The organism is Nostoc sp. WHI (assembly GCF_015714725.1).
In the GTDB taxonomy this organism is placed as follows: domain Bacteria; phylum Cyanobacteriota; class Cyanobacteriia; order Cyanobacteriales; family Nostocaceae; genus Nostoc.
Genome location: NZ_WBKM01000225.1, coordinates 1 through 25,883 on the forward strand (window position 1 = coordinate 1; position 25,883 = coordinate 25,883).

Below are 25,883 nucleotides of genomic sequence, written 5' to 3' on the forward strand. Positions count from 1 at the left end.
GAAACGGTTGACTGGGAAACATTTTTAGTAGACGAATCAGCAATACCTACGGAGGAGTAAATAAAAACGCTATGGAAAAATACCCTTTAGACTGGCTGAAAATTTCATGTGAGCAAGTCTACTGCCGTACCATAGCAGAGCGTACTTGGCGCAAATGGTTAAGGTTGTGTGAAGTTCCACAATATGCTCGTCAAGTAGACAAACAGCAAGCGTTATGGTTGTTGACTTTGGCTTATATGAAAAAGCTGGAGCCTAATAAAAAGTTCACCCTGTTTCAAATTAAGTTTAAACTCTCAGGAAATCCATTTGCCGAATTGCATCTAGCTGAAGCAATTTATAACGCTTGTTACACCAACGCAGTTGGAAAGGACTTACCAGAAATCATTCTTAGAGTTACAGGTAAACAGGTAACTCCTGCACATAGTTTTGATGGTGCTGCTCTAACTGAGCAATTTTAGAGTTCAACTCCTGTATTTGTCGCAATGCTTGAGTTAAGGACGATTCTTTGTTTTGAGAGCGATTATCTAGCGCTAACGTCATTTTCTTACTCCTCTAAATTTAGATGGTTAAAAGCTTGCCAGTCCGGGCATTGGCTACCCTCACAGCCGTCAGGATGAATAGCGCAATTGAGTGTTACACCGCCATAACTCGACCCGTGATAGTACCTGCAACCTCGGCAGGGAAAGGGGATAGGCTTAGGTTGGAGTAAATCCCCGGTTTCGACTGCCTCAATCCGATTAGCCAAAAGCATGGTTAATCCAGCGCCAAGCATACCCAAACCAAAAGCCAGCCTCGCTGTGAAAGAGCAGGTATTGTGATGTTGAAATAGTTCGGTTTCTTTTGCCCGAAAACCAGGAGAGAGCCACTTAAAGTAGTGGAAAAGGCGAAAACTGCAATGGCACAATTGAGGATCAACTGAATTCTTTTCATCTCTGTTTTTTCGGTGGTTCGTGCTTTGATAACAAAGAAGAGAAGTCGTAAATCGTTACTGTTGGTTTTGGTTCAGGTTCAGGTTTTGGTTTCGATTCTATTACGAGTTCAGGATTGCCCAAACCAATTGCATTTTTAATTTCCTGTTCCATGACCGGATTCTCCTTGTTGATTAAATTGCTCCACCTGAACAATTGCGTCTACAACTTCTCCCAAGATATTAAAAGCATCATTTAGCACCACATCATTTGATGTAGAGAAGTACTTGGACGATTGAATTTTACGATAATCCTTACTACTCCCAACCACCCGCAACGTATACTGACACCCTTGCAAGATAGCCCGAATCTCTGATGTGGTTAACTTGATTTCCATTGCTGTTTCTCTCCCTAAAATTTGTCCCGGTGAACACTGAAACTTGCTCCGACTAGAGAACTGCCCAAGAATACCGAACAACTAAGCAACATTGCACCCAAGCAAATATTCTTTTGGCGCTCCCAATAGTTAGTGATTGTATTAGAGTTGGCATTGAACTCGATTACTTCTAACCCCCAGCATCCCATCGCCCCTACTCCTAAAAACCCAGTTAAAAGCAGAGAGGCGATTGCAGTTCTTTCTATGGTGCGGTCATTGAATACTTTGGAGTTAAATCTTTTTCGAGTCCGACGAAGAACTAATTTATTACAAGTGTTTGAAGGCAAAGATGATTGATGAGTTACTTTCTGTGTTTTCATTTCGCTTCGTCTAACTCCACAAAAAATCCTGCACCTGTATTTGTAATCTTTACTCTTCTTTGATTGACCAATGTTTGAATCACTCCCAAGCTAAAGTTGATACTGCATAATCGAGCGCTGCCACCGCAACGGCGGAGGTACTGAAGGCATAACTGGGAATGGTCTTTTGGGACTGGGTTAGCTTTTTTAGGCATGATGTCTTTCCTGTTGTGGTTTGTAGGGGGCAAAGCGATGGCTGAAAAAAAATAGCCAAGCAGTATTAATGCTTGACTAAAATATTTTTGAATTTAAAAGGTGAATTTCAGTTATTAGAATTTATCCAGTTCGTCAAATTGATTTGTTGCAGAGTGCTTGTACGCTTTGGCTTTATTCATTTGATGAGTAGAAGCTTTAATTACTGGAATTGCAGCTTCCTTAACTGAATCCTTTGCTTGTTGAAATAGAAATTGTGTCGCCCCTTGTGCATCTTCTTCTTTTGGGTCAATTTGTCCCCATAGTGAGCAACTTAACTCTAAAGATTCATAGTCGCCTAAATTGAACTTACGTGTGTAAGTTACAGCAATAGTCTTGATTTCCATAATTTACCCAAACAATATTTCAAGATGAAATGTAGCTTTTTAGCATCTCTTACAAAGTGACGCATCTCAAATTACAAATGCCGCCAGAAACTCTTGCTGATAGCTTTGAGGCTGACAGTTTTCGGTTCAGATTTTGGCGATTCTTTGGTCTGAACAGCTACAGGTTCATTCACCAGCAAAGACTTGAGTAGTTCTTGTTGATAGTCAACATCTACAACTGTTCGGTACACCCTGTAAGGATCAATCTGCATTCCCAATGGTGTTGGGACAATTTTCAAATACTCGTTAAGGGCAAGTATGTAGTTATCACCAAAGTTCCTGTTTGCAACAGCTAGGCGTATAGCGTTTAATAGTTGTATCGCTCGTCTGATATCTGAAATACTGCGGTCGCCATCCATTTGTGGCTGACTTTCTCTGTAGCCCTTAGATTTCTTTTCGGCTACCAGATTATGAAATTTCAAGACAGCTTGTTGATGGCTCAAGAGAGAATGCACTTTCTTCTGGGAATTGTAACCCACTCGTCCCCATTCAACAGTCAAACTACTGCCTTCAACTTTCGCACTCCAGAATTTGTTACTGTTGTTAACAGCGTCAACAAAAACAAGATATGTTTCCATAGTTTTCATGCTGGAATTAGTGAACAGGTGAATATCTAATTTTTAAATATTCACCTGTAATTAGTTATTGAATCGTCAATAATCGGGCATTACCCCAACGTAATTGATGTTGCAAAGCTTCTAGAATTGTTTCAGCATCGTCAACAGTTAGTCCATTTAGCTCAGAACAGAGATTTATTAACACTTTTGGAATACCATCACACAGGAATCTCTCAAAGTCTCCATCTTTCAAAGCTTCTGTAACCAAATAGTTATCAGGAGTACATATTTGTTGCATAAAAACATATTGCGACAAAGTTGTACGTAGCAAGAGTTTCGTTTTTCTGTCCAGTTGTTCTAAATATGCACCATGTTTTTCAACTAACTGGTCGATTTTTTCGGTTTGACCGTAATAAGTTACCAAGTCTGTATTTGCCATTTGATTTACCTTGAAATTAGAAATATCATTGTCAATCCAAGCCAATTCACTCTCTTTTTGGCGTAGCAATTGTCTCTTTTGAGCAATGCGATTTCTCTTGAACACAACAGGAGAAATCGCGGACTTTATCAATTCATGTTGCGAAACTTAGCAGCACGCAAAGATTGAGTTTTCGCTGCAACCACAGGACTACTAGCCCGTCGTGCGGTGGATGCCCAAGCCTGCATACGCTCGACTGCCGCAGCATCCTGAATTGCGAGTGGGGTAATGGTTTGACGACAGGTTTCGAGGTCAGCAAGCGTTACCTGCTGCGGTCGTCCTTCGTCAAAAGCCAGTAGTGCCGCTTCTGCTGCTAGGGTTTCGAGTTCTGCCCCGGAAAACTTCACGGTGGAAGCAGCGATCGCTTCCAGATATTCGTCTTCGACCGCAATACCAAAACGCTCCAGGTGAATTTTCAGGATTTGGCAGCGTTCTGGTTCACTGGGCAAATCAACGAAGAAATTTTCATCAAATCTTCCTTTCCTCTTGAGTTCACTTGGTAGAGCAGATGGGTCGTTACACGTTGCTACAACGAACACGCCAGCAGTACACTCAGACATGAATGTAAGCAAATTTCCCAAAATTCGCTGGGAAACTCCTGAACTATCGCCACTACCGGACAAGGCTTTCTCTATTTCATCCACCCATAAAACGCAGGGTGCGATCGCCTCGGCTGTTTTCAAAGCACGACGGACATTGCCCTCAGATTCACCAACAAGAGAGCCAAGGAGGGACGCAATATCAAGCTGGAGTAGTGGTAGGTTGAGAATAGTAGCAATGTTTTTAGCAAGTAAACTTTTACCAACTCCGGGGGGTCCTGCCAGCAGCACACCTTTAGGTTGTGGCAGATGAAGCGATCGCGCCTCTTGGGTGAATAGTCGCCGCCGCCGAGTTAACCACTCGCGCAGTAAATCCAGTCCACCGAATGGGATAGTTGCAGGTTTCCCTAGTTCAATGCCCATTTGAGAGAGCAGCCGAGTTTTGTACTGCACAGCTTGAGGGGCGATAGAAGAATCAATCACCACTTTGTTGTCGCTCAAACGTTCCTTAACTGTTAAACGCAAGAAGTCGCTAATTTCTTCTAGGGTTAGACCGAGCGCGGCACGAGCCAGAGTTTCTTTTTCTTCAACACTTAAGGAAACTCTAAATTGTACTTGTTGTTCAGTAGCCGAATCCTTCAAGTATTCCAAGTAAGAATCTATTAGTCCCTGAATTTGTTCAATACTTGGCAGCGGAATTTCACAATAAGGAATTAATCGGATCAAAGACTCGTGTAGCTGAATGTTTTGTCCCAAGAAAATGATGCGTTTATCAGTGGGCTTGAGCCGATGGTACAAGTTCTTGACTCGTGTAATAATTTCCCAACTCAGTTGTGGAGAATTCTTACCAATGAATGGGTGAACATCACCAAGGATAAATACGCCATTCCCAGTAAATTGGTGAATGTAGTCAAAGATGTAAATCAGTGGATCTGCCTGGGGTGGCCGCTTGTATTCTGCTACAGGCTTAAAAACTAGTCCGCCGTCTGTGGCTACTAAACACTCTTCCAGCGTCGAAGCTCCCAGATTCCAGAAATACACCTGTAGGTTATCTAATTTCCTTTTTGCTTCTGTGGCCAGCCATAAAATGATAGCTGCTTCTTCAGGAGCCATCACATCAAGGGCTACTATGGGAATTTGTGAGTCTAGGGTGGTGAATATGTTATTTAGATTCATGGTGTTTGATCAGGTAACGGTGCAAGCTCGTCGTGACTGTTCACAAGCTGGACAATCACTCGATAATTTTCGGCATCGCCGTCAAAAACCTCAGCCATACCATTGGTCTGTTGATAGGCAATTGCGGTAACTATGGCATTCAACAGCACACACAGCCATAAAGGTATTCGCTTTGATGATCACGGAAAAAGCGTGTTTTCTGTTGTGCGTAAATGTGAACAAATGGGTATTCTTTTGGTGGGTAGATAAAATCTCTTGGGAGAACCACGACAATAAAGCAATTGGCAATGGTCGCAGTTCTCCTTTTCTTATTACTGTCTGAGTCTGGTTTGGTGAGTTGAAGTTGTACGAAGTTGTTGGGTTTGGGCTTCATCCTTGTAAGTGCGCTCGCCCTCCACACCTCCCAAGGCTTCTTCAAACGGTTGCGTAGCTGATAGACAACTCAACCCTTCAAATCCCTCCGCTTCTACTCGAACTTCACCTGTAGCATTATCGAAATGAATCAAAACTGAACGTTCCATATTTATCTCCTTTGATATTGTTTAACTTCTTGATGTCCACTGAAGGTAAGGCGTAGAGTTTGCACAGTGCCGTTGGTTTCTTCAGCGATCGCACATTCTCCAAACTGCTCTTGTAACTCGGCAGCCTTAGCTCTCACCAAACGTTTACCGTAAGCCAACATCAACTTGTTACTAAAGAAGTCTTGCCCTAGACGAGGGTCTGTCTCATATTCATCGTGTATCACATCATATACAGCATTATTTTGGTTCCACTTGAATCCGATGTCTGCACGAGCTTTTATGGTGCGACCAGATACGATGATTTCAGCACTTTGTCCTTGAGAGCCACCGTAGTATCCTTTTAGTGATTGTGCTGTTTCATGTACTTGCGGATTCAGTTTCAAATCTTGTAAAGCTTGTACCAAACAATCACGGTTGGCAAGTTTAGTTTTGACTGTTGAAAAATGCGACATCTTATCTCCTAATAGTTTGAGTCGGCAATAATACCCGAACAGTAGTGACAGAGCCGTTGCTCCTGGTTGCAACTACTTCACCTCCGAGTTGCGTAGCAAGTTTTGGGAGGTATAAATTGATGTACTGCTCTTGCAACTTTGGTACGAACTGTGATCCTAGTCCTTTGTCCCGTGCTACTTGTCCCCACCGTTGGTCAAACTCCGAAATGAGACATTCGTATTCAAACCCGTTCCAGTAAAATCCCAGGTCGTTGCTGTCGTCACTAATTTGATTGCGAGGCACAACAATATGAGCTACTTGCTCTCGCTTGTCCCCTTCATGTCCGTACAAATTCACTGGTTTATCATGAATTTGGGGATAAAACCCAAAGCGCTGCAATGCTTCGACCAAACACGATTGGTCTTTGAATTTGACTGCAATTTGAGAAAAGTGTGACATAGTTTATCCTTAAGAAATAGCCTTGTGTGCTGTGAATACTGAGATGATGACAACGCACTTTTAACCAAAAGTATTGGTGATTTTAAAGACTTGAGCGATATTGAATCACTCAAGTCTATTTTTTACCGGAACTTAAACGACATCACGGTAGCCTTTGACAGTCCCACGTCACCAGTCGCTAGCTGTTGGAGATTGCGTTGTTCATCAAGCAGCTTGGCGCGAATATCATCCATCTTTTGTTGCAAATGACTACGCCCATCACTACCAAGATTCTTCGACTCAATCGCTGGGTCGGTGACAATCGAATCCAAATGCTCCATCATCTGTTGTAAACTGCTGCCAGCTTCCGGTGAGGCATTTGCCAGTAACACCCGCACTTTCATCAAGTGTTTTTCCATCTTTTTTTTGAACTGGACTGGCTTGCGTCCTGGCTCCCAGTCGCTCAATTCTTCAAGGAGTTGCGCCGCCAGTTGTTCACCGCCAGCTTGAGCAGATTCCCGTAGCCTTTGCTCCAGATTTTGGTCATACTGTTGGATGAATCGTGTGATTTGGTCTAAGCATTCGGCTTGTTTCTGGTCGAGTTGTTCAGAGAGGGCAGGGATAATCACCGGACGACCAATGACGACTTGCAAATAGTCTTCGAGGTCAGTGAGAGTGGGGAATGCTGTTAACAAATTAGCTTTGACTTCTTGTTGCTTGTCGTCAGAGAGTTCCCAGGCATTTAGCGAAAGGAATTTGTCAATCCGTTCCTGGTAATCTACAAGTCCTGCCTCGTAATCAACTGTTAACTGATTACGTAAACTGGGAGCTACATTATCCCTTATATTGATTAATTGATTCCAGACAATTGGAGCTAAGTCTATAGGACAAACCCAGTCCCCAGTATCAGCAGACATCCACTCTTGAACTGAGGCAATTTCTTGACGCAGTTGAGCAGATGCTTCATCTAGCTTTTTGAAAACTTTGATTCCTCGTAACCCGACTTCGGAATTAGTAACTTTTACGAGGTCTGATTCTACTTCACTAATTTCAGCTTTTAAAACATCTGCCCATTTTGGAGCCGCAGATTTTGTACTCTTTTTTAACTGGATGCGAAATCTAATGCGAGTTTTATTTAATTTTGAGAAGTTCAGATGTTCAACTGTAGCATTTTGGAGAAAAGTTTCCGTTTCGGTGTGAGCGATTGCCTGTACCATGATTTAATACCTATTAATTTTCAGCAAAATCCAGCGTAGCTGATTCATTATGTTGGAGTTAATCAGCTACACCTGTTAACAAAAGTCAAAAAAGGACTATACAATCACCCAGTAAACGCCCTGCTTACGAACCATGCAGCATCGTCGTTTAATAGTTGAAGTTCCTAATTCTTGGGTATTTTTTAGGTGTTGGATGTTTTTGACAATTCTGTAAACTATCTTGGTTGAGGCATTGTTCTGTAACTTAATGGGTCTTCTAACCACAGGTGGTTTATATATTGTCATAACTCAAAATAGTTGTAGTTGTTCTAAAATTGTTTTGCAGTTTTCTCTCTTGAATTAGCTATAAACCTTAAGCGATGGCGCTTTTCGTTTGAGATTGCCCTTACCGTCGTCACCGTTAGTTTCTATCGTTGGTTGCTGAGAACATTCGGATTTCTTGCACTGGTATTCCCAATGATTAATCTGCGTTTTCTGGCGATGCTCTACCAAGACAATAATATTTCTATATTTGGGGTCTTTTCCACTGATTAAATAAGCGTCACCAAGGGCATAAAATCCAGTTGAAATATAATGGCGCTTATCTAATCCCAACAACGCATTCCAAGCCTCTGAATGTTGCTGAACTTTACTCATCGTTATCTTCCTAATTTCTTTTAATCTTTTAAACAAAGAGCAGCATCAAATACCTCACCATCTTTGATGCTCTTTCCACCAATCCAAGCTTGTGAATACCTTTGAATACCTGATAGTTCTGGGAAAATCTTATCGAGATAAACGAGCCGATATTGGAGTAGTTGAATAACTTCAGATGTGGGTTTTGTGATCAGGAAAGTCTAAAATCGCCCAATTTCAACTTTTTTGTAGATACAACTGTTATATATGCCATAATTTTTGGGTTGAATCGATTTTTCTCTACAGCCATACAAATTAAGTATGGCTGTAGAGTTTTTCATGTCTAATCTGATGCTCTAGCTATCAAACAGCAAAAATTTCTTTTCTCTAACAGGTTTAGACAACCTAGAAGCGCTGGAATCTGTGCATTTAGTAATGCTTTCAAAGATAGAAATGCTCGAAAATCTGATGAAGTTTTTCCTGGTCTTTATCTGACAGAGCCTTAAAATCAAACTCGTCTGATTCCCAAACTTGATCCAGGCTTGTAGATTCATCAACGATATTTGCAATCAAACAAGATTCATCGTCGTAGTTCCAGCCATTTGCTAAAAGCCACGGTAAAGCCCTGTCAGATTGCAATAGTTTCTCAATGTCGAACAAGTCAGAAAACTGTTGTAAGTTTTCGAGACTGGGCTGAACAATTATTGTAGTCATGGGGGTATTTTAAATGATTGAAATATAGCCCAATCACAAGTATTCGTGGTTGTCTATAGAGAGCGCCAGGAATGCCTATCTTTTCATCGTTTTCGTCCAACTTGTTAGTAAGAACTTTATACTCTTTCCCACCTTCTAGTTCTTTATTTTCGTACCATCCTGCTAATTGTTGATTTTCGTAAGCAATCCAAATGCCTGCGGGTGAAGGAATGCTTTTGGCGGCTGGGGTCTTTTCGTATGCCTTGTGTTCAGCAGAATCAAAGTCAAAAGCTGTCATAGTAGCTGCCTTTCTTTAATGTTAGTTTTCGCAAAAAATAAGCGAAGCTTTAATTCTGAGTGGCACTGTTTTAGCTTGCCAACCCAAAATTGTGCTTGCTTGTCAGGGCTGGGGAAAGGGGTGCATGGTAAGGGATTTAAACCCTTTCCCCCTTCCCCCGCTTTCGTCACGAAAGTGAACTACTATTTACGCCGCTACCAACTCCCGCCTCACCCTCGGCAGTTCAACCGGAGTCGTCACTCTACGCAGTGCTTCTACAGCCTCCCTGACACCCCAATACCGTACTCCATCGCCACACCGCCAATAATAAGTTTTAGGGTCGTTTTCCCATAACTCATCAGCGTTTCTGACCTTGAAGACAATTCCCAAGAACTTACCATCTAGATATACGTTGTGAGCCGTCTGAAGGTCAGTGCGTCCCACATAAGTCAGTCGGTAGCCGTCCACTGGCGTACACAAGTCTTCTGCACGAGTACCCCGATAAGAGCAGTTACCGCACCCATGTCCACCACAATCTGGGCAGATGGCAGCAGGCATATTCCATTTGAGTGGTGTGAAGTCCCATTCAGCGAGTGGGGTTAATATTTGAGGCTTCTGTGAAGTGTAGCAGCCAGCAAATCCGACTAATTTATCCGAGTAGGCTTTGATGCTCAACGATAACCAATCACAATCACCCAACAAGCCAATTTTCTCAGAAGCTTGTCTCAATTCGTCGTCTAATTCTTGATTGCGTTCTAATGGAGTAGAAAGACTCTCTTTCACCTCTGCAACTGCACTTTTGAAAGGTTGTTTATGGTATCGAGCATAGCCGTGGATCATTTTCACCCACACGATATCATCCGAGTTAATCCAAATAGTCACTACATCTTTGGGCTGGCAGTTTTTGGAGTAGTCCGACTGATTCACGATGGTTGCAATGATTTGGCGATCGCGTGTGGTCAACGGATCTTTTGTTGGCGCAGGGGCTGAAACTTGTGTCATCATTAGAAATACCTCTTAAATGGGTAAAAAGGCGATCGCAGAGTTTGGTAGACGTAGCGATCGCCCTATTTTTATTGGTCAGTTTGTTGTGCTTTCAGCACAACACTCTCACTCTAGAATTGGCGTAGCCTTATATTTTCTTGCTCCTAGTCAGTGGCCGGAGCTTGCTACAGCAGCATATCTCTTGATCGGGCGGTAGTCAGCAACGAGCTTCAGAGCGACTATCGTACTGCTGTGGCAACTTTTTATTTGGAACCCACTCCACCCTTACCTCACTTCAGCAGCCTTGACTATTCACTGCATCCGCTACCTGGGGGCTTTGTTTTTTGTTCACTTTTTTCAAGGTTCAGTGTTGAGCGCCGCTTTATTTAGCTGGGAGGCTGGCGCTTGGTTCCTCCTTTATATTTATTATTTTAGATACTATTGGTGTCTAAGTCAAGGGGGTCTATAAAGTTTTTAGGGGTTTCTATTTCAAAAATTGGAACGAGTTCGTCTACAGGTATTTCTAACGCTTTACACATTTTTATTACTTTATCCAAAGCTACTGTTTGGGCAATATAATTTTTACCGCTATCGCCCATAAGCTTCTTTGTGTAAGCAATAGAGATATCATCAATTTTAGAATCTACCAATAATCTATGAACTTGGTAAGATGAGATTTCTGTGCCAAATTTTGCTTTAAGTAAAGCTTTAAAAAGTTTTGCCCTTCCTTCTCCCCAACTGACATAGGGAGCAGCCGAGGCTAAAATTAGCATGATTTTATTTCCCATTTAGACACTCTCAGTGCTATATTAACAGATATAGATACTTTTAGTATCCACAAAGCAAAAGCGATCGCCAGCCCGGAAGCAACGCGATCACTTTGCCAAACTCATTTACAAAAAGTGAGCCAATTATAATGCTGACACACTTTTGGCGTGATTCAGAAATCAACCAAATGCCCCAGTCTGGGCAGATAGGCAAATACGCGATACCCAAAGGGTATGTTAATGCCACCCAGATGACTAAAGCTAACCGTAAACTTTGTCAGACTACATAAGACTGAAGTCTACAGAAGTCGTACAAGAGCAAACACCCCAAACCTTAGCTTCATCTCATGAAGCCGCACAGTTAGCCTTACTATTGGGCGAATTCGCAGGATTAGAGAAGTCCCTCACCGCGCAGTTAGCTGTTAACGCTACCACCAGAGTTAATTCCTTGCTCGGTAGTGGTAAATATGTAGTGAAACCTGATAATTTCTAACTCAAATTATTCGTTTTTAGCTGTTGAAGTTTTTAATTATATTTAATTGACTAATTGAATTATCTATAAAACATAAAGTTGTTAAATCTATCATTTAGGCATAATATGTTACACGTAATAAAATACCAGTGTTTTTTAATTCAACTATTTCAGCCTTGATGTCAGCCAAAACACATACTTGCCCCAATTGCGGTTCTCAACATACTGTTAAAAATGGAAAGATTCATAATCAAAAACCAAAATACCAGTGTCAAAACTGTAAAAGACAGTTTATACAAAATCCGACTAATAAAGTTATTACGAAAGATACTATAGAACTGATTGATAGACTTTTACTTGAGAAGATCCCTCTTGCAGGTATTGCTCGTGCTACTCGTGTTTCAGAGACTTGGTTACAAAAATATGTCAATAATAAATATGCCCAAGTTCCCCAGCAAGTAGAGGTTGCGGCTAAATCAAGAGGTAAATTGACTATTGAATGTGATGAGGCTTGGTCATTTGTAGGTCATAAAGCGAATAAGCAATGGATTTGGTTAGCTTTGGATAAAAAGACTAGGGAAATAGTTGGAGTTTACATTGGCGATCGCAGTGAAGATGGAGCTAGAGGATTATGGAATTCTCTACCACCAGTTTATCGTCAATGTGCTGTTTGTTATACTGATTTCTGGGCTGCTTATGCACAAGTTATTCCTAACAAACGTCATCAGGCAGTAGGGAAGGAAAGTGGTAAGACTAATCATATTGAACGCTTTAATAATACAATGCGTCAAAGAATTTCTCGTTTGGTTAGAAAGACTTTATCCTTCTCTAAAAAGCTAGATAACCATATTGGTGCTATCTGGTATTTTATTCATCATTATAATTCTTGTTGTAGCGCCTAAATTTATTATCACTACATATTTACCACTACCAAATCTGTGATGCCGCCGACCGTTACAGAGGATTATTATGGATTTATACGGGTACACCTGAATTTTTTGATACTAAACGCGGAGTTGCTGGACTAGAACCTCTGCATGACCGTATCCAATTTCTGACTCTTGCTGGTTTTGCTAACCCCCGCCAACCCCAGCTAGAACTCAAACCCTTTGATGCACGCCGTTTAAAAGAGGTGGCACTCAAATTGCGAGAAATTTACCCCACAGCTAATCGGACTGGAATTGTCAATAAAGTCACTTCAGAATTTATTGAACGGCTAGTTACCAAAGTTACTGCTGGCTTTAAGGGAGACGTGGGGGTGGTTCCTCGACAATTTCTGCGCCAGTTTGTCAACATCCTTGATTTAGCAGCAGAAAATGATGAATTTGACCCGATGAGTGCAGAAGGTTTTGAACCTATAGATTTAAATGAAGTAGAATTGCTCATCCGTGAAGGTCGTACTTATTTTGACGAAGAACCTGCGGATATTCAAGGTTACGCAGCCGTGGAGTTCTAGCCATGACTTCAGCCTTTGCTCGTTTTCCTCCCCGTTTGCAAGCCGCTATTGTCTCCAACTTAGGGTGGTCTTCTCTGCGTCCTGTCCAAGAACTGGCAGGACATACACTGCTCGACGGTAATAATGCAATTGTTCTAGCCCCTACAGCTAGCTGGTGGCAAAACGGAAGCTTCTGTATTTCCATTATTAGCAATGCTAATGGAACGCGAGCCTGAAGGAGTTGGACTGATATACATTGCACCGATTAAAGCTTTGTTGAATAATCAAGCTGAACGTTTGGGGCACTACACCGAAATGGTTGGTCTAAGGCGCTTTCTTTGGCATGGGGATATTAAAGATAAGGAAAAGCGTGCCTTTATTAAAGAGCCGACAGCACTATTGATGACCACTCCTGAGTCATTAGAGGTGATGCTGCTATCCGCCAAAGTCCCCCCCACAAAAATCTTTGGCGATATGCGTGCTTTAATAATTGATGAAGTTCATGCCCTAGCTGGTACAGACCGAGGTGCCCATCTCATGTCCGTTGTGGAACGGCTAGTTCGTTACACCAATAATGATGTGCAGCGCGTTGGACTTAGTGCCACTGTTGGTAATCCGGTAGATATTTTGCATTGGCTCCAAGGTACATCAAAACGTCCAGGTTGCGTTGTCGATCCGCCCAAAGTTCCCTCGAAGAAGGATTTGCGCGTTTATCTGCGTGATACACTAGGCGCGATCGCTCAAGATGCCAGCCAGATAACGCAGAGCAAGAAAAGCCTGTTTTTTTGCCAAAGTCGGTCTTTGGCTGAAGAAATTGCCGAACGGATGCGTAACCGAGGAACAGATGTCTTTGTCCACCATAGTTCTGTCTCCCTAGAAGAACGAACAGCCGCAGAAGACCGTTTTCATCGAGGGACAAATGCCAGCATTATTTGCACCTCCACTCTAGAGTTGGGCATCGATGTTGGCGATCTCGATTTAGTATTGCAAGCTAATGCCCCTTCTACTGTCTCATCTTTCCTCCAGCGCTTGGGCCGCACTGGACGGAGAACAGGGCAACAAGCTAATACTACATTTTTCTGTGAAAATGTAGAGACAGTATTGCAAGCGATCGCCATCATTGAACTAGCTAGGAAAGGTTGGGTCGAATCTATACCGAATCAGACACGCGCATGGCCCGTACTTGTACATCAGCTACTAGCACTCACTCTCCAATTTGGTGGCATTAGCCCAGAACTCTGCTGGGGGCAACTCTCAGTAGTTCCTGATTTTTCAGGTATTACTCACCTAGAATTTGAAATACTGATCAAACACATGATTCAGGAGGATTTCCTCTTTTTAGCTGGTGGGCTACTATCGATGGGAGAAAAAGCAGAACGAGTGTTTGGGCGTAAAAACTTCATGGAACTTTACGCTGTTTTTAGTAGCCCAGTTCTCTATAAAGTTCAAACACCAGCAGGTTACACTGTAGGCTCTCTAGAGCAAGCTTTTGTCGATAAATTAGTTGCACAGATGAGTTCATTTCTTCTCGGCGGTCGGGCTTGGACAGTTATGCACGTTAGCCATCAGGAACGCACAGTTGGAGTTGTTCCAGCCCCCCGTGGTAAAAAACCAAGCTGGGGTGGTTTTGCTCCACAACTACTTGGCTTTGAACTCTGTCAGCAAATTTCGGAAATATTGCAAACAGAAAGTACTATTCCTTACATTGATGCTAAGACGCAAGCTGTCTTAGATGAGTACCGTTCTGACCTCAGACCATTAATAACAGAAGTTCAATTAAGCATCCAATTAGAAACAGATCGGGCGCTGTGGTGGACTTTCGCAGGTGGACAAATTAATCACACCCTTAAATACGGTTTGCAATTTCACCATGATTGGAAGATTACTTCTGACAACTTCAAGTTAAAAATTGAAGGCGATAGTGTTGGTTATGCAACTTTAAGTTTAGCGATCGCTCAGATGAGTACTCCTACCTTTTGGGAAGCTCCAGCTACCCAGCGCTTCATCCTTTCGCAGTTACCTGAGTATCGCTTAAGTAAGTTTCAACGAGCATTACCTGAAGTTTACTCTTTAGAGATGATTAGTAATTATTTACTAGATATCCGTGGAGTAATTAATTTTTTAAAGCAGACAAGCAATCGCTCCTAGATAAATGCCAACTATCTACATCTTTTATCTTCTGAGGTTCTATTTGGTTTTGTTCATTTCTAGCCAGTTGCAGAGTGATGACGTTCACTTACGAGTGCTGTATCAATATGTAGAGCGTTTCTACAGCACTTACTTGACAACTGGCGTAGCACGGGACACTAGAAGCGGAAAGTTTTGCCTATCCCTCGTACAACTTCTTGACTGTCCCGTTGTGTTGATATCTTCATTGAAACTGCAACCCAAAGACATTGGATGCCAAATTGCCAAAAGTGTTTAGAGGTTATCTTCTCTCGTATTCCAACTCTAGAAGATTCAACAATTTATCTTCCACAGCAGTAAGATAAGGCCGATTCACCTTCCCCAACGACTGCAACAGACTTTTGACTGTCTCCTCCAGCGAATCTGAATATATTCGCGCAAGGCGATCGCTCAAGGACTTCATCTGCTGACACTCCGGGGGCAAGTAGTTGAAGGACTTCAAGTGTTGCAACCCAACGGCGTACTCGCCATCCCAAGTTCTGACGGTGCAGCTAAATTCGCCTACATGGTTAACAATGCCCCAACACCCACCCTTACCCCTGAGTTCTGGATTCTCCTTAGCAAGAATTTGGCATACTTCGCTAATTTGATAAGTGTTGGGTACTTTCGTGCGCTCCATGATCCGTTGTACTACATCACCTACAACTTTAGCAGATGGGACTTTGCCATCAGCTTCTTGCACTGCCCTCTGCCATACCTCCCATTGCTGTTCAGGTTCTAGCTTGGTTATGGGTCTAACCTGGCGTTCACTTGTGGGTAGAATTTGTGTCCCAATGGGACACATTTCACCGTCACCCGATTCACTTTCAGTTTGTGTCCCATTGGGACACATTTTCATCAGGTTATCAAAGACAGCTGAAGCTTCTATTAATCTATAAGGATGACGGCGTTGAAATCCAAACCTGTCCTTACAATACTCTTCAAAGGTTGAATGCGTCGAACGATATAATCTGCGATCGCGTAATTCCATCAACGCCTTACCAGCCTCAAAAACTGCTCTCTCCACACGGCGCTCCAGGTGAAGGCGATCGCGCTGTTCTTCCTCTGTCAACTCTGGAACTTCGACAGCAGTAACGTTAATTGTTGCTAAGGTTGGGTTTTCTTCAAGGTCTTGGTCATCGGGTAGTGTACTGTCACTAGATGCAGCAGAGATGGCTTTTTTGCGATTAGAAGGTGGTTTAGCCATTATTCCACCTCTTTTGGCGTGGCTGGGCTACTACTGGACAAATAGCAGAATACTTTGAAGTTTCAGAATCAGCAATCAAAGAACTGTACAGAGTTAATCATTCAGAATTCGGAGATACCGAAACCCAAATCCTTACAGGAAAAGACTTGCGCGATGCTCGACAGAATCTCTGTCTACCATCTAAGACATCCCAGGTGAGAGTTTTTTCTGCTCTTGGGACTTTAAGAATTGCAATGCTCTTGCAGCAATCCGAGATAGCAGCCCAAGTTAGAACCATTATTTTAGACTTGGTTGCAGCCGTAACAATTATTACTCATAATCCCACACCAGCCCTCCCCCCAGTGGAACAGCGCCTAAAAACACTGGTGGAAGCAATGAAGACTCTCGCTCAACTAACAGGTGGCAGACTCAACCCCTACATTGAACAGCAGATGAATGATTACGCCGCCAATCTGTTTGCTGACTACAATCAACAAGCCTTAACCGGCACACAAGAGAAGTGGCTTGGCGTGGTCAACTTTGCAGAAAGCGAACTGGGTAAGAAAGTCCCCCTCAAAGGCTCCCACTATCGCGGACACCTGGGGACATGGGTGAGAACATTTTACCCACAATTGGGCGATCGCCAAGAAACACGATTGGTTAACGGTGTTCAACAGCCTATCTATGTCTACGCTTGTCACGAGCCTACTGTTGCGGCTGGGTTGACCAAAGCTGTAGAAGAATTTTTCGCTCACCCAAGCCCTAGTGCAGCGCTAAGACAGGCGGGGGCTTTCGCTAGAAAATCTTTAGTAACGGCTTGATGGACATTAGGCATCGGTCATTTCCAATTCGCAATTCGCAATTCGCAATTCGCAATTCGCAATTAATAATACCCCACGCATGAATGCGTTCCGTTGAATATTGATACTACGTGTTTTGTTTCTTTTCATAATTCAAATTAGGGGCTTGTACCCTAAATGAATCAATTATCAATTACGTCCGCAATTGCGAATTGCGAACTGCGAATTGCGAATTGTTCGGTCATCGGTCAAGCAGAGCGATCGCCGAGTCATCAAAAATTAAGACTTTTACAACAAAGGCAAATTCTACCTTGAGGGGAAAGAATATGGAACTTGGATACTTCCAAAGAGATGTACTGATTGAAAAACTAGCTAAGAAGTTCTATGCAATTCAAGGCTATGTAGTCCCTGAAGACTATCGGATGCAATCAGCTACACATCCAGCAGAAAGAGCGTGTGTGGCTATGGCTTTCACTGCAATCGAAGAAGTTGAATTTGAACTTGCGGACGATGACGATACAGAAATTATCAAATGGCAGCGAGGGCAATCTCTAAGTAAAGAATGTCAATACTACTTTTGCAAATATGAGAAATTTACTTTAACACTATTGACTTCGCCACATACAAATATGACTCGTGTAGAAGTTTATTTAGAGAATACAAAGCTTTACATCTTTGAAAAATCAATCAGCCCTCAAGAAGCAACAGAAGAATTACAGGATTTTCTTAGCACGCTTGCTGCACAATTACAAACTTTGAACCGAATTGAGTTTTAGGAGTATTTATGAAAGTCGTAGTTCAAGTAGTTGAAAAAGTTATTAGCGAAGCGCACATCAGGCAATTCGCAATTCGCAATTCGCAATTCGCAATTGTGAATAAAATCATAGTTAGTTCACTCAAAACACAACTTTTTAATTTGAATTATGGAAAAATACACAATATCAATATTCAAGCCCATACTTTTATACATAAGTTATTAACTGCGAATGGGCGAAAAAGCGAATTGCGAATTGGAGAATGACCCCAGATTTAAACATCTTTCAGGTTGACTTTGAATCGATCAGCGCAACTATTGTCCACAATCAGGACTCTGTAGATACTCAGGAGGAAGCAGCATAATTGTGACACTAATTCCACAACTTACTATTACTCCAACCCAAACAGTAACCCGACATCCTCTCAACTTTTACGAGTCCCCATCGTGGTTTACTACTGAACTACTGCGCCATGTTCCGTTATCTGGTGTCATTGGTGAGCCTTGTGTAGGACATCAGGCGATCGCATCCTTACTCCAAGCCTGGACATACACCGAAAAAATCTGGACTAACGACATAGACCCGAACAAACAGGCACATTTTCACCTAGATGCAACACTATCCCAATCATGGGACTCTTTCCCAGAGTGTGACTGGATATGTACTAATCCACCATATTCGGAGTTTGCTGCACCAATTATTAAGAATGCCTACCAGAAAGCGCGTGTTGGTGTTGCCGCATTCCTATTAACCAGCTTTCTTGTGACTGTAACCATAAGTTTGCCGGGGCGGCACGTTTATGCTTTCAAAACGCCTGGGCAAGTTTCGGTGAAAAATTACTTTTGATGTATGGGTGGTAGGAAGTTAAAGGGTGTATTGGCAGCCAAATCTTCGACATCATCGAACCACATACACTGCCACAGAGGCTTATTGCTTTGATTAGAGAGCGGAGCTATCAATTGTTGCCGCCAAAAGTCAACGCTTTCAGTTTCTTGATTAACTACTTGATTAAGTTGCAGTCCACCTAACCATAGATGACAGATTGAGCAATATCCTGGACGAGAATACCTTGATAATGGTGGAAACTCTTGCTGGCAGTGAGGGCATTGCTCAATCAGTGACTGATGCTCATGGTGAGGGCATTCCTTGATTGTGTTGACTAACCACAGCAGTGGATTGTAAATTACTCGATTATTGGTACGCCAGGTGTCATAGCATACTGGGCACCAAGCTTGATGTAAGCGCAGAATGCTAAACTCGAAAAAAATACTTGCCCACTTCAATGGCCACAGACAAGATAAATCTTGACGCTGGGTCAATTCTTCTAGAACTTGAATTAGAGTAGTGGCAATGTTAACGGGAGCAATGCGATTTTGTTAGGCGACTCAAAAAAAGTGCGATCGCTAAAAATTATATTTAAGTACAAGGTGATTTTATTTGCAAGTAGAATAGTGGTTTACACAAAAATTCATCTTGATGAGATATCTCAAAAAGAGTGCTAGCAAGTCATTTGACGATTATTTCTGAAAATATCTGCAATCAGTCTTTTATACTTAGTATCAATTATGCCAAAAACTAAATTAAAGACAGGATTAAAGTATAAAATTTATCAAGCAGTTTGCGGTTTAATAAAGGAATTAAAGATAGAACCACAAAAATTATCCCAACTTCCAGCTATCCATTGACAACGCAGATGTAACATAATTTCTGCATTTTCTTGCAACCAAAATTTACTGTTACCCTTGATTCTTAAATTGACAACTTGGCGGATCAAACTCTCAATTGCACCACTGCCAATAGGTAGTTTTTTCTTTATTGCTTTATCATAATTTAAACGTCCTTTACGATAAGCATCTAAAAGATAATTTCGCTTGCCTACCATAATCTTACACTGCTCTCCAGTAGCTAGAGCAATCAACTCATCCATCTGGTTGATTAAAGATTTAGCATTACCTTTTTTTAAACTTTTTCAGGCTTTTATAAACCATTGTTTAGACTGTAGTTCTTCATGAAATGCTGCGTCTGCAAATACTTTTAAATTTTCCGTAACATGATAAAAATCGAAGAGTTGATAAGTTTCGACTGGGCATCCTAATCGTGTCAAAAGCGGGGGAATATGTATCCAGATCCACTCTGCCCCATCCCCGATTAATAAAACTTGTTTTGCCTGACTAATTCCCAGGTCAACTAAATGCGCTTCTAAAATTTCTAAAAGTGCTTTGTATCCATCATAAGTGCCATCATTAGTAATAGGAATATCAGAATTTTTGACTTTTTTACCTTGCCCGTCAACAACATAAATTGTTAACAATTTTGGCTCAATCCATTTACCGATAAACCCGTGTCGCTTCGTTTTGGAATTTTTTCTCCCCTTTTTATTAATTCGGACTCTACTCCGACCCCCATCTACAGCAATGACAACTCGCTGGTCTTTAAGAACATGACCTTCAGGTAAATTTCCCAGTTGCCGATTTAATATTTTAGATTGACGTAAATTGATGCCAATCTGACCAAAATTATATGTTAAGCGTTCAATTCGTTTGAAACTAAGATTAATTCCCCAACCTATTAAAATTGTACAGGAAGCTTCAAATGAACTAGAAATCGCTCCGTATTGAGCAACAGTTGACCATACCAAAGGGGTTAATCCTTCTGACATTCCCAACCATTGTAAAAATGGACAAAAGCCTTGATTATCAGATTTATTTTGCTCAGATTTATTTTGCTCAGATTTTTTATTGATTGTTACTACATATGGTAATACCAGAGTAACCAGGACATTCCCAACTGTTAATATTTGTCGAGTCCGAGAACCATGTCTTTGAGTTTTAGGCTGCCACCATCCTTGGGTTTGAGCCATTGCTGTATCAAGAGCTGATTGAGATTGAGAAAGGTTATGTAACAATACAGCAATACATTGACCGGCTAAAATAAGTGCAGCTTCTCTAATTTTTTCTTCTCTTTCTTTAAGAATCTGCCCATCCCATTCACTAGCATTATTCAATTCTAAAAGTTTCGTAACTACAGCTTGAAAATCTGACAATGATTTGGTTAAATCTAAACTTGCATATATATTTTTTGTCATTGGTAGGCGCAATCCTTTCTTAAAACTATTGCTAAAAGGGAATCCTACCTTTTTTTGTCCCCGCGAAAATATATCAGAATGATCATCATGAAACTGGGGGTGAGAGAGGCTAGCAATGCTAGCCTCTCTCACCCCCTTACTCTCATTTTGATTATCATTATCACTAAGTATTCCATCAGGATAGCACTCCAGACACCTGTGACAGACTCTCTTCATATATCTTCGGCATTTTTAAGTATTAATACTAATTAATATGTAGTTAATATATTTTTGTACGGATAAATCAGATTAGCGATCGCACTTTTTTTGAGTCGCCTAACAAAATCGCATTGCTCCCAACTGAGCGTCACACTTGCAACCTCGTTGTGCCATCGCTTTTCTCCAGCTTGTGCTTCCTGTTGAATTTGCTGCCGTCGTGCTTTTGAGTATTCGTTTTGTTGGATATACTTCGCATTGAGGGTTGTCGCGTTCTCTGCCAAGGCGTTTCGTAACGCTTTTGTCAACCAAGTTTTGAGCAGACCAACGCTGCCAACTGAGTAATCCAAAAAATATTCATATTGTTCTACCAAGGAAGGTTCTTCAACCAAAGGTAAATGTGCCTGAAATGTTCTGAGAACCCGCATAAACTCTGCTATATCCTCTTTGTTGTCTTTCGAATAACGAGGTAAATGTATATCATCGCTGCGTCGGCTGACTTGACCACTGAGGTGACAGCAGTTGAGTAAATCATAAGTACCGAATAAAATATGTACGACACCAGTAACATTAGCGAGAGATTTTATCCAATTCATCTGGTGTAACATTTGTTTTCCTCCAGCAACCATCAGCAAATGTTGGGCTTCATCTATCATTAATGCTGTTAATTGATGGTGTCGCATAGATTGTTCTAAAGCACGACGCACTGTATCAGAACTTTTGGAAGCAAAGTATGTAGCCGAAAGAGTGCCTGCATACTTTTGATAATTTGATGTACTATTTGTAGTGATTGAATTGAGCGAAATTTTCTCTAGAGATTCTAGAACCCGGAGGTAGTAATCTTTATAATTAAACTTTCCGGCTTCATTAGCAATTGCCTCTATACCTGCGACTGGGATCTGACAAATATTACTGTTCATAGATGCTAATGCACCTTCCATTAACAGTTTTTCAGTTCGTAGTCGTAAAGTCGTCTTCCCTACTCCTGCTGGTCCAACAACAAACAAGACACAGATATCTGTTGGTTGTTGAAGATTCATCAACAAAATATCTAAAGCCTGTTTTAACCGTAAATGTCCAATTGTAATCCCCTGAAAATAGTTCAGCCGCTCAGTTGATGATTGAGTAAGAAGTGCTTGAGGAAATAGACGTTTGTGTTTTATTGCCATAACTCCTCTTGAGTATGGGGTTGAATTTTTTCTAAATCTATTGCTGAAATATTTAATTTATCTGTTTGTGATAAAACTTCAGTAGGATTGTTTATATTAATGTTAATTGGATATTCATCAAGATAAGTTTGTGTCTGTTTAATATTATTTTGATACAGCAATTGACGCATATCTAGTGCAGCCAAATCGTGCAGTCTTTGTGCCTGTAAAGTTTCTTGAGCTTCTGCTGATTCTAGATACTGTGCAAGTTCCTTAGCCCTAATTGTTATCTTTTGGTTATACTGATTTTTCTGCTGGCGTAATTCAATACTTGCAAGTCGAATTTCTCTTTCTGAATGACCTTGTAAGGATGAGTAATATTCAGAAATACACCGCACCCAATTACCTTTGACATAAGCATAAGCAGTCCCGACATCAAATGGGTCGTATCTAACTGGGACTTGAGTTCCTTCAACTTCAGGATTAAGAAAGGAATCATCAATTGACCAGTAGTAAATAGAATTAATTTTTATGCCAATTCTTGGTATTATTTTTGCACTTCCCTTTGAAGTTGAAGGCAAGGTAAAAATTTTAAAGTTTTCATCATCTAAAATTTTTTCTCCGTAGCGCATTCCACTTTGATTAAGACCTCTTTCAAATGCAGCATTAGGAGAGAGTCCTAACGCCGGATGCTCTCTACAGTCATAAATAACATAAGCATATTCACAAAAATATTCATATAATTCTGGCAATGTCCAGACAGCTTGTACTTTTGGGTTATTTGCTTTATTTACCAAGCGAACCTGTTTAGTAATTTGAGTATTGCCTTTTAGGTTGTAAAAGAATTCTGTGTTGGTTGTGCCAAAAAAACGTTCAATAAGTGAACCAAACCTTGGACTAGCAACGGGGCGTTGTTTTTTTGTGCAAGCAAACGCCGCCAGAAGAGTTTCAAAGTAAATACTGCCAAACTCTACACCATTATCCATTATTAATATTTCTGGAAAACGTCCAAGTCGCTGCACGCAAATTCGCAACACCATCATGCAAGAGCGATACGATGGTGGATCAAAAGTTAAATAGATGGCAAAAATGCGGCGGGAGAAAGCATCAATAAGAATCGTTGCCCAAGGTCTGCCTAAACAACGTCCAGTGCGAGAACAAACTAACTCAATATCTAATTCCGTATGGTCAATGTGGCAGATTTCAAATGGACGACTGCCGTGGTTAGGCGTGGAAAGCGTTAATTCGTGATAAAAAGGATTCTTTTGGTAAGCTGCTCTACTACCTTGTCTTTGGCGAGTTTGCCGTACTGGATCTCGTTGATTAATACGCTTACAGAAAGTAATTCGACTGGGGCAAGGGTCTGTTCTTCCTGCTTTTTCCCACTCTCTAACGAGAATACCGTAAGTTGCCAGTTTTCCTCGCTGTTTGAGATTTTCATAATGCTGTTCAATAATTCGGTCGATGAACTCCCAAGTATCGGGTGAAAAGCGGTCTACTCGATTTCCTTTGTCTCCCCGATTGGGTAGCAAACCAATATAGCCCCAGCCATAATTATTAAGAGCCTTATTAAATCTGGATTTCCAGCTACGGATTGTCCGCTCAGGTACAGAACTATTAATTGGCGGTCTTCCATGTAAATATGGCTCAATGATTTTATAGCGGTAGTTAGCCACGGACAAATCTTCGGGACTCGCGCATTTTAGCTGTTCCCAAATTTCTGTTGTTTTTGCAGATTTAGGTTGAATATGAGTAATTTCTTTTTGTGCAATGAGTGCATCAAAGTTTGCATGAGTTAACTGAATCAGTTCATTTTCGCTTTGGAGAGCAATTTTTGTGTCTCCAATTTGAAGTACACACCAACTTTTACCATCCCAAACAAGGGTTGAGCCAACCGCCACATCAATTCGTTGTCCGCTGGCGATAGTGGTAGAAATTCTTTGAGCAATCATGACATTATATGCCAGTGCCATCTGTTGACTGCTGAAAAGATGAACTTGTTCTGGTTCACTCAAAGCTACTGCTTTCAGGTCTACATATAATTGCTTTGTTGCAATCAAGGCATAGATATCGTCTACCCAATTGGTACTGATTGATTCTAATAGTTCTTTCAGAGTCATTCCAGGGTTAGCTCTCACCCACTCAACAACCGTTGTTCTTACCTCTGAGTTAACTGTATTTTCTTGATTGAAATAAGCTTTCAGAAACTGATGGTTGCGGTAAGCAATCCAGTTTATTTCTTGATCTGTACGTAAATGGTAGTACAGTAAAAGTGGTTGAACTTTAGTTTCTGCTGGTGGAGCGTGCCATTGACCGTCTTCGCTCTGTTGATAGCGTGTGGGTTGTTTCTGAGCTAATGTTTTGAGACGTTCGCTCGGTTTCCATTCTTCAAATCCCACACAGTTACGGCGTATGATCAAGAAATCAGGAGTGTGAGATGTCACCACACAACGTCCGCTCTTTGATTTGAATGATAGGCTTAAGCGAATTGGTTGGTCATAGTATTCCAAAACATCTTCGTCATTTTCGTATTCGACGATCGCTGGCAGTTCTACTTTATGAGATTCAAACTGAATTGTTTTCCCCATTTTGCGGCTTGGATAGCTACCGCAAACATTTTTCGCTCCGCCACCTACAATCCTTACAGGTTCTGAACAACGGATTTTTTGCACAAACTCTTTTGTCGTCTCTGTTAAACAAAGGCGGCGACACCAGTCTTCAAACTCTTGGTCGCTGAGCATACAAAAATCTGTAACTTTCGGACTGTTTATGCTTGAATAATGAACTTTCGGTCACTTTATCATTTCAAAACATTACTTTTACTGTTCGGCTACTAAACGTAATAATCCGCTTTTAGACTTCTACTGCGGACAACTTATGGTTTCAAAAGCGGACAGCTTATGGTGTAAGTCACAAATTTCTTGAGTGGAAGGAGACCAGTCAGCACCCCAAATATCTCTTTGGCTGCTCCCGTCTTTGAGTAACTCTTGTTCACACTCGTAATGGCGAACGCCACCACCTGCAATAACTTTGCGTTCGATATCTACTGCTATTTTAATAAATACCTCCCAAGTTTTCAGCATTTCTTCTATCTGTTCGCTGGTAGCAGGCTCACGGATAATTAAAATCAATTGAAATTAGTCCTATTTAGCAATTAACAACGTCAACTTATACACTACTGGTTCATGCCAAACAAATGAAGGTAGGCAATTGGTAATTTTTAGTTGCGTGAACCTCTTGCAAAAGTAACTTTTGCACCCTTGCGGAAAAGGGGAAGGTTAAAGGAGAAAGGTTTTTTCTTATTCCTTTTCCCCACAAATGCCAAGAAGTCTCGTGTTGAGAACTTGGCTTAGGACACTGAGAGTCTTTAAAACAAAGAGATAACTAAGGTCGAATTTGTTTCAAATAAATCTACTTATAATAACTTGAATATTCATAATCTAACTTTATCACTCAATGAATCTAATTCAAATTAGCAGTAATACGCACCCGTAAGTTTTCTAATTACTACAGATAATTTATCTGTGTCTCTCAGTAATTAGTTGTTTTGGTGCTAAAGCGCCAAGTTAAGATTATTGCAGCGAGGGCTAAACCAATAGCCAATCCCCACCAAAGACCAATAGCTCCATAGCCCGACGTGATTCCAAAAGAATAACCAGTGAATAA

The 25,883-nt window shown here is 41.3% G+C and carries 36 protein-coding genes and 1 pseudogene; 11 read left to right on the forward strand and 26 right to left on the reverse strand.

Annotated features, from left to right (window positions below):
- The first annotated feature begins 71 nt into the window (after positions 1-71).
- Positions 72-458 carry a hypothetical protein gene (locus F8S12_RS22810; protein WP_196518579.1) on the forward strand — a complete coding sequence of 129 codons (387 nt, stop codon included), beginning with the start codon at positions 72-74 and terminating at the stop codon, positions 456-458.
- An 86-nt stretch (positions 459-544) separates the two neighbouring features.
- Here the strand turns inward: F8S12_RS22810 and F8S12_RS22815 are convergent, their stop codons facing one another.
- The 19 genes from F8S12_RS22815 to F8S12_RS22905 all read right to left on the reverse strand — a co-directional run bounded on the left by F8S12_RS22815 (position 545) and on the right by F8S12_RS22905 (position 10,229).
- Positions 545-904 (reverse strand): hypothetical protein, encoded by a 360-nt coding sequence (locus F8S12_RS22815; RefSeq protein WP_196518581.1) that lies wholly within the window; start codon positions 902-904, stop codon positions 545-547.
- Between the two features lie 22 nt (positions 905-926).
- Positions 927-1,082 carry a hypothetical protein gene (locus F8S12_RS22820; RefSeq protein WP_196518583.1) on the reverse strand — a complete coding sequence of 52 codons (156 nt, stop codon included), beginning with the start codon at positions 1,080-1,082 and terminating at the stop codon, positions 927-929.
- Positions 1,066-1,305, reverse strand: a complete 240-nt coding sequence (locus F8S12_RS22825) for a hypothetical protein (protein ID WP_196518586.1) — start codon at positions 1,303-1,305, stop codon at positions 1,066-1,068. The genes F8S12_RS22820 and F8S12_RS22825 overlap by 17 nt, the downstream gene beginning before the upstream one ends.
- 14 nt (positions 1,306-1,319) lie before the next feature.
- Positions 1,320-1,664: a hypothetical protein gene (locus F8S12_RS22830; RefSeq protein ID WP_196518587.1), complete on the reverse strand. Its 345-nt coding sequence runs from the start codon at positions 1,662-1,664 to the stop codon at positions 1,320-1,322.
- Positions 1,661-1,858, reverse strand: coding sequence for a hypothetical protein (locus tag F8S12_RS22835; protein ID WP_196514597.1), 198 nt, complete (start codon positions 1,856-1,858; stop codon positions 1,661-1,663). Before F8S12_RS22835 ends, F8S12_RS22830 begins: the two co-directional genes overlap by 4 nt.
- 114 nt (positions 1,859-1,972) lie before the next feature.
- A complete protein-coding gene (locus tag F8S12_RS22840; RefSeq protein ID WP_196514596.1) occupies positions 1,973-2,242 on the reverse strand; it encodes a hypothetical protein in 270 nt (89 codons plus the stop codon).
- Between the two features lie 71 nt (positions 2,243-2,313).
- Positions 2,314-2,859 carry a WGR domain-containing protein gene (locus F8S12_RS22845; protein WP_196518589.1) on the reverse strand — a complete coding sequence of 182 codons (546 nt, stop codon included), beginning with the start codon at positions 2,857-2,859 and terminating at the stop codon, positions 2,314-2,316.
- 64 nt (positions 2,860-2,923) lie between these two features.
- Positions 2,924-3,277 (reverse strand): hypothetical protein, encoded by a 354-nt coding sequence (locus tag F8S12_RS22850; protein ID WP_193950295.1) that lies wholly within the window; start codon positions 3,275-3,277, stop codon positions 2,924-2,926.
- Between the two features lie 128 nt (positions 3,278-3,405).
- Positions 3,406-5,031 (reverse strand): AAA family ATPase, encoded by a 1,626-nt coding sequence (locus F8S12_RS22855; protein WP_196518591.1) that lies wholly within the window; start codon positions 5,029-5,031, stop codon positions 3,406-3,408.
- A complete protein-coding gene (locus F8S12_RS22860) occupies positions 5,028-5,174 on the reverse strand; it encodes a hypothetical protein (RefSeq protein WP_196518593.1) in 147 nt (48 codons plus the stop codon). Before F8S12_RS22860 ends, F8S12_RS22855 begins: the two co-directional genes overlap by 4 nt.
- 168 nt (positions 5,175-5,342) lie before the next feature.
- Entirely contained in the window at positions 5,343-5,552 is a 210-nt protein-coding gene (locus F8S12_RS22865; protein WP_196518595.1) for a DUF2997 domain-containing protein, read from the reverse strand.
- Positions 5,553-5,554: 2 nt separating this feature from the next.
- Positions 5,555-6,004, reverse strand: a complete 450-nt coding sequence (locus F8S12_RS22870; protein ID WP_196518597.1) for a DUF1257 domain-containing protein — start codon at positions 6,002-6,004, stop codon at positions 5,555-5,557.
- A 1-nt stretch (position 6,005) separates the two neighbouring features.
- On the reverse strand, positions 6,006-6,443 hold the full coding sequence (locus tag F8S12_RS22875) for a DUF1257 domain-containing protein (RefSeq protein WP_196518599.1): 438 nt from the start codon (positions 6,441-6,443) through the stop codon (positions 6,006-6,008).
- A 122-nt stretch (positions 6,444-6,565) separates the two neighbouring features.
- A complete protein-coding gene (locus F8S12_RS22880) occupies positions 6,566-7,639 on the reverse strand; it encodes a hypothetical protein (protein ID WP_196518601.1) in 1,074 nt (357 codons plus the stop codon).
- Positions 7,640-7,735: 96 nt separating this feature from the next.
- Positions 7,736-7,924, reverse strand: coding sequence for a hypothetical protein (locus F8S12_RS22885; protein WP_196518603.1), 189 nt, complete (start codon positions 7,922-7,924; stop codon positions 7,736-7,738).
- Between the two features lie 54 nt (positions 7,925-7,978).
- Positions 7,979-8,275, reverse strand: coding sequence for a hypothetical protein (locus tag F8S12_RS22890; protein ID WP_196518605.1), 297 nt, complete (start codon positions 8,273-8,275; stop codon positions 7,979-7,981).
- Between the two features lie 420 nt (positions 8,276-8,695).
- Positions 8,696-8,893, reverse strand: coding sequence for a hypothetical protein (locus F8S12_RS22895; protein ID WP_230968205.1), 198 nt, complete (start codon positions 8,891-8,893; stop codon positions 8,696-8,698).
- Between the two features lie 22 nt (positions 8,894-8,915).
- Positions 8,916-9,245, reverse strand: a complete 330-nt coding sequence (locus F8S12_RS22900) for a hypothetical protein (RefSeq protein ID WP_196518609.1) — start codon at positions 9,243-9,245, stop codon at positions 8,916-8,918.
- A gap of 186 nt (positions 9,246-9,431) precedes the next feature.
- Positions 9,432-10,229, reverse strand: a complete 798-nt coding sequence (locus F8S12_RS22905) for a hypothetical protein (RefSeq protein ID WP_196518611.1) — start codon at positions 10,227-10,229, stop codon at positions 9,432-9,434.
- Here F8S12_RS22905 and F8S12_RS41740 point away from each other — a divergent pair.
- Positions 10,220-10,354 (forward strand): hypothetical protein, encoded by a 135-nt coding sequence (locus F8S12_RS41740; RefSeq protein WP_269144844.1) that lies wholly within the window; start codon positions 10,220-10,222, stop codon positions 10,352-10,354. The genes F8S12_RS22905 and F8S12_RS41740 overlap by 10 nt on opposite strands.
- Before the next feature lie 285 nt (positions 10,355-10,639).
- On the opposite strand, the gene F8S12_RS22910 is transcribed toward F8S12_RS41740, so the two are convergent.
- On the reverse strand, positions 10,640-10,996 hold the full coding sequence (locus F8S12_RS22910; protein ID WP_230968206.1) for a hypothetical protein: 357 nt from the start codon (positions 10,994-10,996) through the stop codon (positions 10,640-10,642).
- Positions 10,997-11,249: 253 nt separating this feature from the next.
- Here F8S12_RS22910 and F8S12_RS22915 point away from each other — a divergent pair, with 253 nt between their 5' ends.
- The 6 genes from F8S12_RS22915 to F8S12_RS22940 all read left to right on the forward strand — a co-directional run bounded on the left by F8S12_RS22915 (position 11,250) and on the right by F8S12_RS22940 (position 15,307).
- A complete protein-coding gene (locus F8S12_RS22915; protein ID WP_196518612.1) occupies positions 11,250-11,468 on the forward strand; it encodes a hypothetical protein in 219 nt (72 codons plus the stop codon).
- A gap of 158 nt (positions 11,469-11,626) precedes the next feature.
- A complete protein-coding gene (locus F8S12_RS22920; protein ID WP_196518614.1) occupies positions 11,627-12,349 on the forward strand; it encodes an IS1 family transposase in 723 nt (240 codons plus the stop codon).
- Between the two features lie 71 nt (positions 12,350-12,420).
- Entirely contained in the window at positions 12,421-12,903 is a 483-nt protein-coding gene (locus F8S12_RS22925) for a BREX system ATP-binding domain-containing protein (RefSeq protein WP_442946823.1), read from the forward strand.
- A 2-nt stretch (positions 12,904-12,905) separates the two neighbouring features.
- Positions 12,906-13,118, forward strand: a complete 213-nt coding sequence (locus F8S12_RS22930) for a hypothetical protein (RefSeq protein ID WP_196518616.1) — start codon at positions 12,906-12,908, stop codon at positions 13,116-13,118.
- The gene (locus F8S12_RS22935; RefSeq protein ID WP_230968207.1) at positions 13,102-15,030 is read left to right on the forward strand and encodes a DEAD/DEAH box helicase; all 1,929 of its coding nucleotides are present in this window, start codon (positions 13,102-13,104) and stop codon (positions 15,028-15,030) included. Before F8S12_RS22930 ends, F8S12_RS22935 begins: the two co-directional genes overlap by 17 nt.
- A gap of 4 nt (positions 15,031-15,034) precedes the next feature.
- Positions 15,035-15,307 carry a hypothetical protein gene (locus F8S12_RS22940; protein ID WP_230968208.1) on the forward strand — a complete coding sequence of 91 codons (273 nt, stop codon included), beginning with the start codon at positions 15,035-15,037 and terminating at the stop codon, positions 15,305-15,307.
- A gap of 3 nt (positions 15,308-15,310) precedes the next feature.
- On the opposite strand, the gene F8S12_RS22945 is transcribed toward F8S12_RS22940, so the two are convergent.
- Positions 15,311-16,255 carry a hypothetical protein gene (locus tag F8S12_RS22945; protein WP_196518622.1) on the reverse strand — a complete coding sequence of 315 codons (945 nt, stop codon included), beginning with the start codon at positions 16,253-16,255 and terminating at the stop codon, positions 15,311-15,313.
- A 233-nt stretch (positions 16,256-16,488) separates the two neighbouring features.
- Here F8S12_RS22945 and F8S12_RS22950 point away from each other — a divergent pair, with 233 nt between their 5' ends.
- From F8S12_RS22950 to F8S12_RS22960, 3 genes are all read left to right on the forward strand, one after another.
- Entirely contained in the window at positions 16,489-17,055 is a 567-nt protein-coding gene (locus F8S12_RS22950) for a hypothetical protein (protein ID WP_196518633.1), read from the forward strand.
- 191 nt (positions 17,056-17,246) lie between these two features.
- Positions 17,247-17,810, forward strand: coding sequence for a hypothetical protein (locus F8S12_RS22955; RefSeq protein ID WP_230968209.1), 564 nt, complete (start codon positions 17,247-17,249; stop codon positions 17,808-17,810).
- A gap of 345 nt (positions 17,811-18,155) precedes the next feature.
- Entirely contained in the window at positions 18,156-18,635 is a 480-nt protein-coding gene (locus F8S12_RS22960; RefSeq protein ID WP_230968210.1) for a hypothetical protein, read from the forward strand.
- Here the strand turns inward: F8S12_RS22960 and F8S12_RS22965 are convergent.
- The 5 genes and pseudogenes from F8S12_RS22965 to F8S12_RS22985 all read right to left on the reverse strand — a co-directional run bounded on the left by F8S12_RS22965 (position 18,626) and on the right by F8S12_RS22985 (position 25,348).
- On the reverse strand, positions 18,626-19,108 hold the full coding sequence (locus F8S12_RS22965) for a hypothetical protein (RefSeq protein WP_196518625.1): 483 nt from the start codon (positions 19,106-19,108) through the stop codon (positions 18,626-18,628). The genes F8S12_RS22960 and F8S12_RS22965 overlap by 10 nt on opposite strands.
- 290 nt (positions 19,109-19,398) lie before the next feature.
- Positions 19,399-20,874 (reverse strand): annotated as a pseudogene (locus tag F8S12_RS22970) (ISLre2-like element ISCst1 family transposase).
- Positions 20,875-21,122: 248 nt separating this feature from the next.
- Positions 21,123-22,238 (reverse strand): AAA family ATPase, encoded by a 1,116-nt coding sequence (locus tag F8S12_RS22975; RefSeq protein ID WP_196518627.1) that lies wholly within the window; start codon positions 22,236-22,238, stop codon positions 21,123-21,125.
- Positions 22,229-24,958, reverse strand: a complete 2,730-nt coding sequence (locus F8S12_RS22980) for a TnsA endonuclease N-terminal domain-containing protein (protein ID WP_196518629.1) — start codon at positions 24,956-24,958, stop codon at positions 22,229-22,231. Before F8S12_RS22980 ends, F8S12_RS22975 begins: the two co-directional genes overlap by 10 nt.
- A gap of 120 nt (positions 24,959-25,078) precedes the next feature.
- Positions 25,079-25,348, reverse strand: a complete 270-nt coding sequence (locus F8S12_RS22985; protein WP_269144845.1) for a DUF5674 family protein — start codon at positions 25,346-25,348, stop codon at positions 25,079-25,081.
- Positions 25,349-25,883: the final 535 nt, after the last annotated feature.

Bases quoted from the DNA above. Each gene is read 5' to 3' on its own strand.
- F8S12_RS22820 (WP_196518583.1), bottom strand. From the start codon at position 1,082: ATGGAACAGGAAATTAAAAATGCAATTGGTTTGGGCAATCCTGAACTC.
- F8S12_RS22890 (WP_196518605.1), bottom strand. From the start codon at position 8,275: ATGAGTAAAGTTCAGCAACATTCAGAGGCTTGGAATGCGTTGTTGGGA.
- F8S12_RS22830 (WP_196518587.1), bottom strand. From the start codon at position 1,664: ATGAAAACACAGAAAGTAACTCATCAATCATCTTTGCCTTCAAACACT.
- F8S12_RS22870 (WP_196518597.1), bottom strand. From the start codon at position 6,004: ATGTCGCATTTTTCAACAGTCAAAACTAAACTTGCCAACCGTGATTGT.
- F8S12_RS22835 (WP_196514597.1), bottom strand. From the start codon at position 1,858: ATGCCTAAAAAAGCTAACCCAGTCCCAAAAGACCATTCCCAGTTATGC.
- F8S12_RS22900 (WP_196518609.1), bottom strand. From the start codon at position 9,245: ATGACAGCTTTTGACTTTGATTCTGCTGAACACAAGGCATACGAAAAG.
- F8S12_RS22910 (WP_230968206.1), bottom strand. From the start codon at position 10,996: ATGGGAAATAAAATCATGCTAATTTTAGCCTCGGCTGCTCCCTATGTC.
- F8S12_RS22905 (WP_196518611.1), bottom strand. From the start codon at position 10,229: ATGATGACACAAGTTTCAGCCCCTGCGCCAACAAAAGATCCGTTGACC.
- F8S12_RS22930 (WP_196518616.1), top strand. From the start codon at position 12,906: ATGACTTCAGCCTTTGCTCGTTTTCCTCCCCGTTTGCAAGCCGCTATT.
- F8S12_RS22845 (WP_196518589.1), bottom strand. From the start codon at position 2,859: ATGGAAACATATCTTGTTTTTGTTGACGCTGTTAACAACAGTAACAAA.
- F8S12_RS22950 (WP_196518633.1), top strand. From the start codon at position 16,489: ATGCTCTTGCAGCAATCCGAGATAGCAGCCCAAGTTAGAACCATTATT.
- F8S12_RS22885 (WP_196518603.1), bottom strand. From the start codon at position 7,924: ATGACAATATATAAACCACCTGTGGTTAGAAGACCCATTAAGTTACAG.
- F8S12_RS22920 (WP_196518614.1), top strand. From the start codon at position 11,627: ATGTCAGCCAAAACACATACTTGCCCCAATTGCGGTTCTCAACATACT.
- F8S12_RS22865 (WP_196518595.1), bottom strand. From the start codon at position 5,552: ATGGAACGTTCAGTTTTGATTCATTTCGATAATGCTACAGGTGAAGTT.
- F8S12_RS22840 (WP_196514596.1), bottom strand. From the start codon at position 2,242: ATGGAAATCAAGACTATTGCTGTAACTTACACACGTAAGTTCAATTTA.
- F8S12_RS22855 (WP_196518591.1), bottom strand. From the start codon at position 5,031: ATGAATCTAAATAACATATTCACCACCCTAGACTCACAAATTCCCATA.
- F8S12_RS22935 (WP_230968207.1), top strand. From the start codon at position 13,102: ATGGAACGCGAGCCTGAAGGAGTTGGACTGATATACATTGCACCGATT.
- F8S12_RS22850 (WP_193950295.1), bottom strand. From the start codon at position 3,277: ATGGCAAATACAGACTTGGTAACTTATTACGGTCAAACCGAAAAAATC.
- F8S12_RS22875 (WP_196518599.1), bottom strand. From the start codon at position 6,443: ATGTCACACTTTTCTCAAATTGCAGTCAAATTCAAAGACCAATCGTGT.
- F8S12_RS22825 (WP_196518586.1), bottom strand. From the start codon at position 1,305: ATGGAAATCAAGTTAACCACATCAGAGATTCGGGCTATCTTGCAAGGG.
- F8S12_RS22980 (WP_196518629.1), bottom strand. From the start codon at position 24,958: ATGCTCAGCGACCAAGAGTTTGAAGACTGGTGTCGCCGCCTTTGTTTA.
- F8S12_RS22880 (WP_196518601.1), bottom strand. From the start codon at position 7,639: ATGGTACAGGCAATCGCTCACACCGAAACGGAAACTTTTCTCCAAAAT.
- F8S12_RS22945 (WP_196518622.1), bottom strand. From the start codon at position 16,255: ATGGCTAAACCACCTTCTAATCGCAAAAAAGCCATCTCTGCTGCATCT.
- F8S12_RS22975 (WP_196518627.1), bottom strand. From the start codon at position 22,238: ATGGCAATAAAACACAAACGTCTATTTCCTCAAGCACTTCTTACTCAA.
- F8S12_RS22810 (WP_196518579.1), top strand. From the start codon at position 72: ATGGAAAAATACCCTTTAGACTGGCTGAAAATTTCATGTGAGCAAGTC.
- F8S12_RS22940 (WP_230968208.1), top strand. From the start codon at position 15,035: ATGCCAACTATCTACATCTTTTATCTTCTGAGGTTCTATTTGGTTTTG.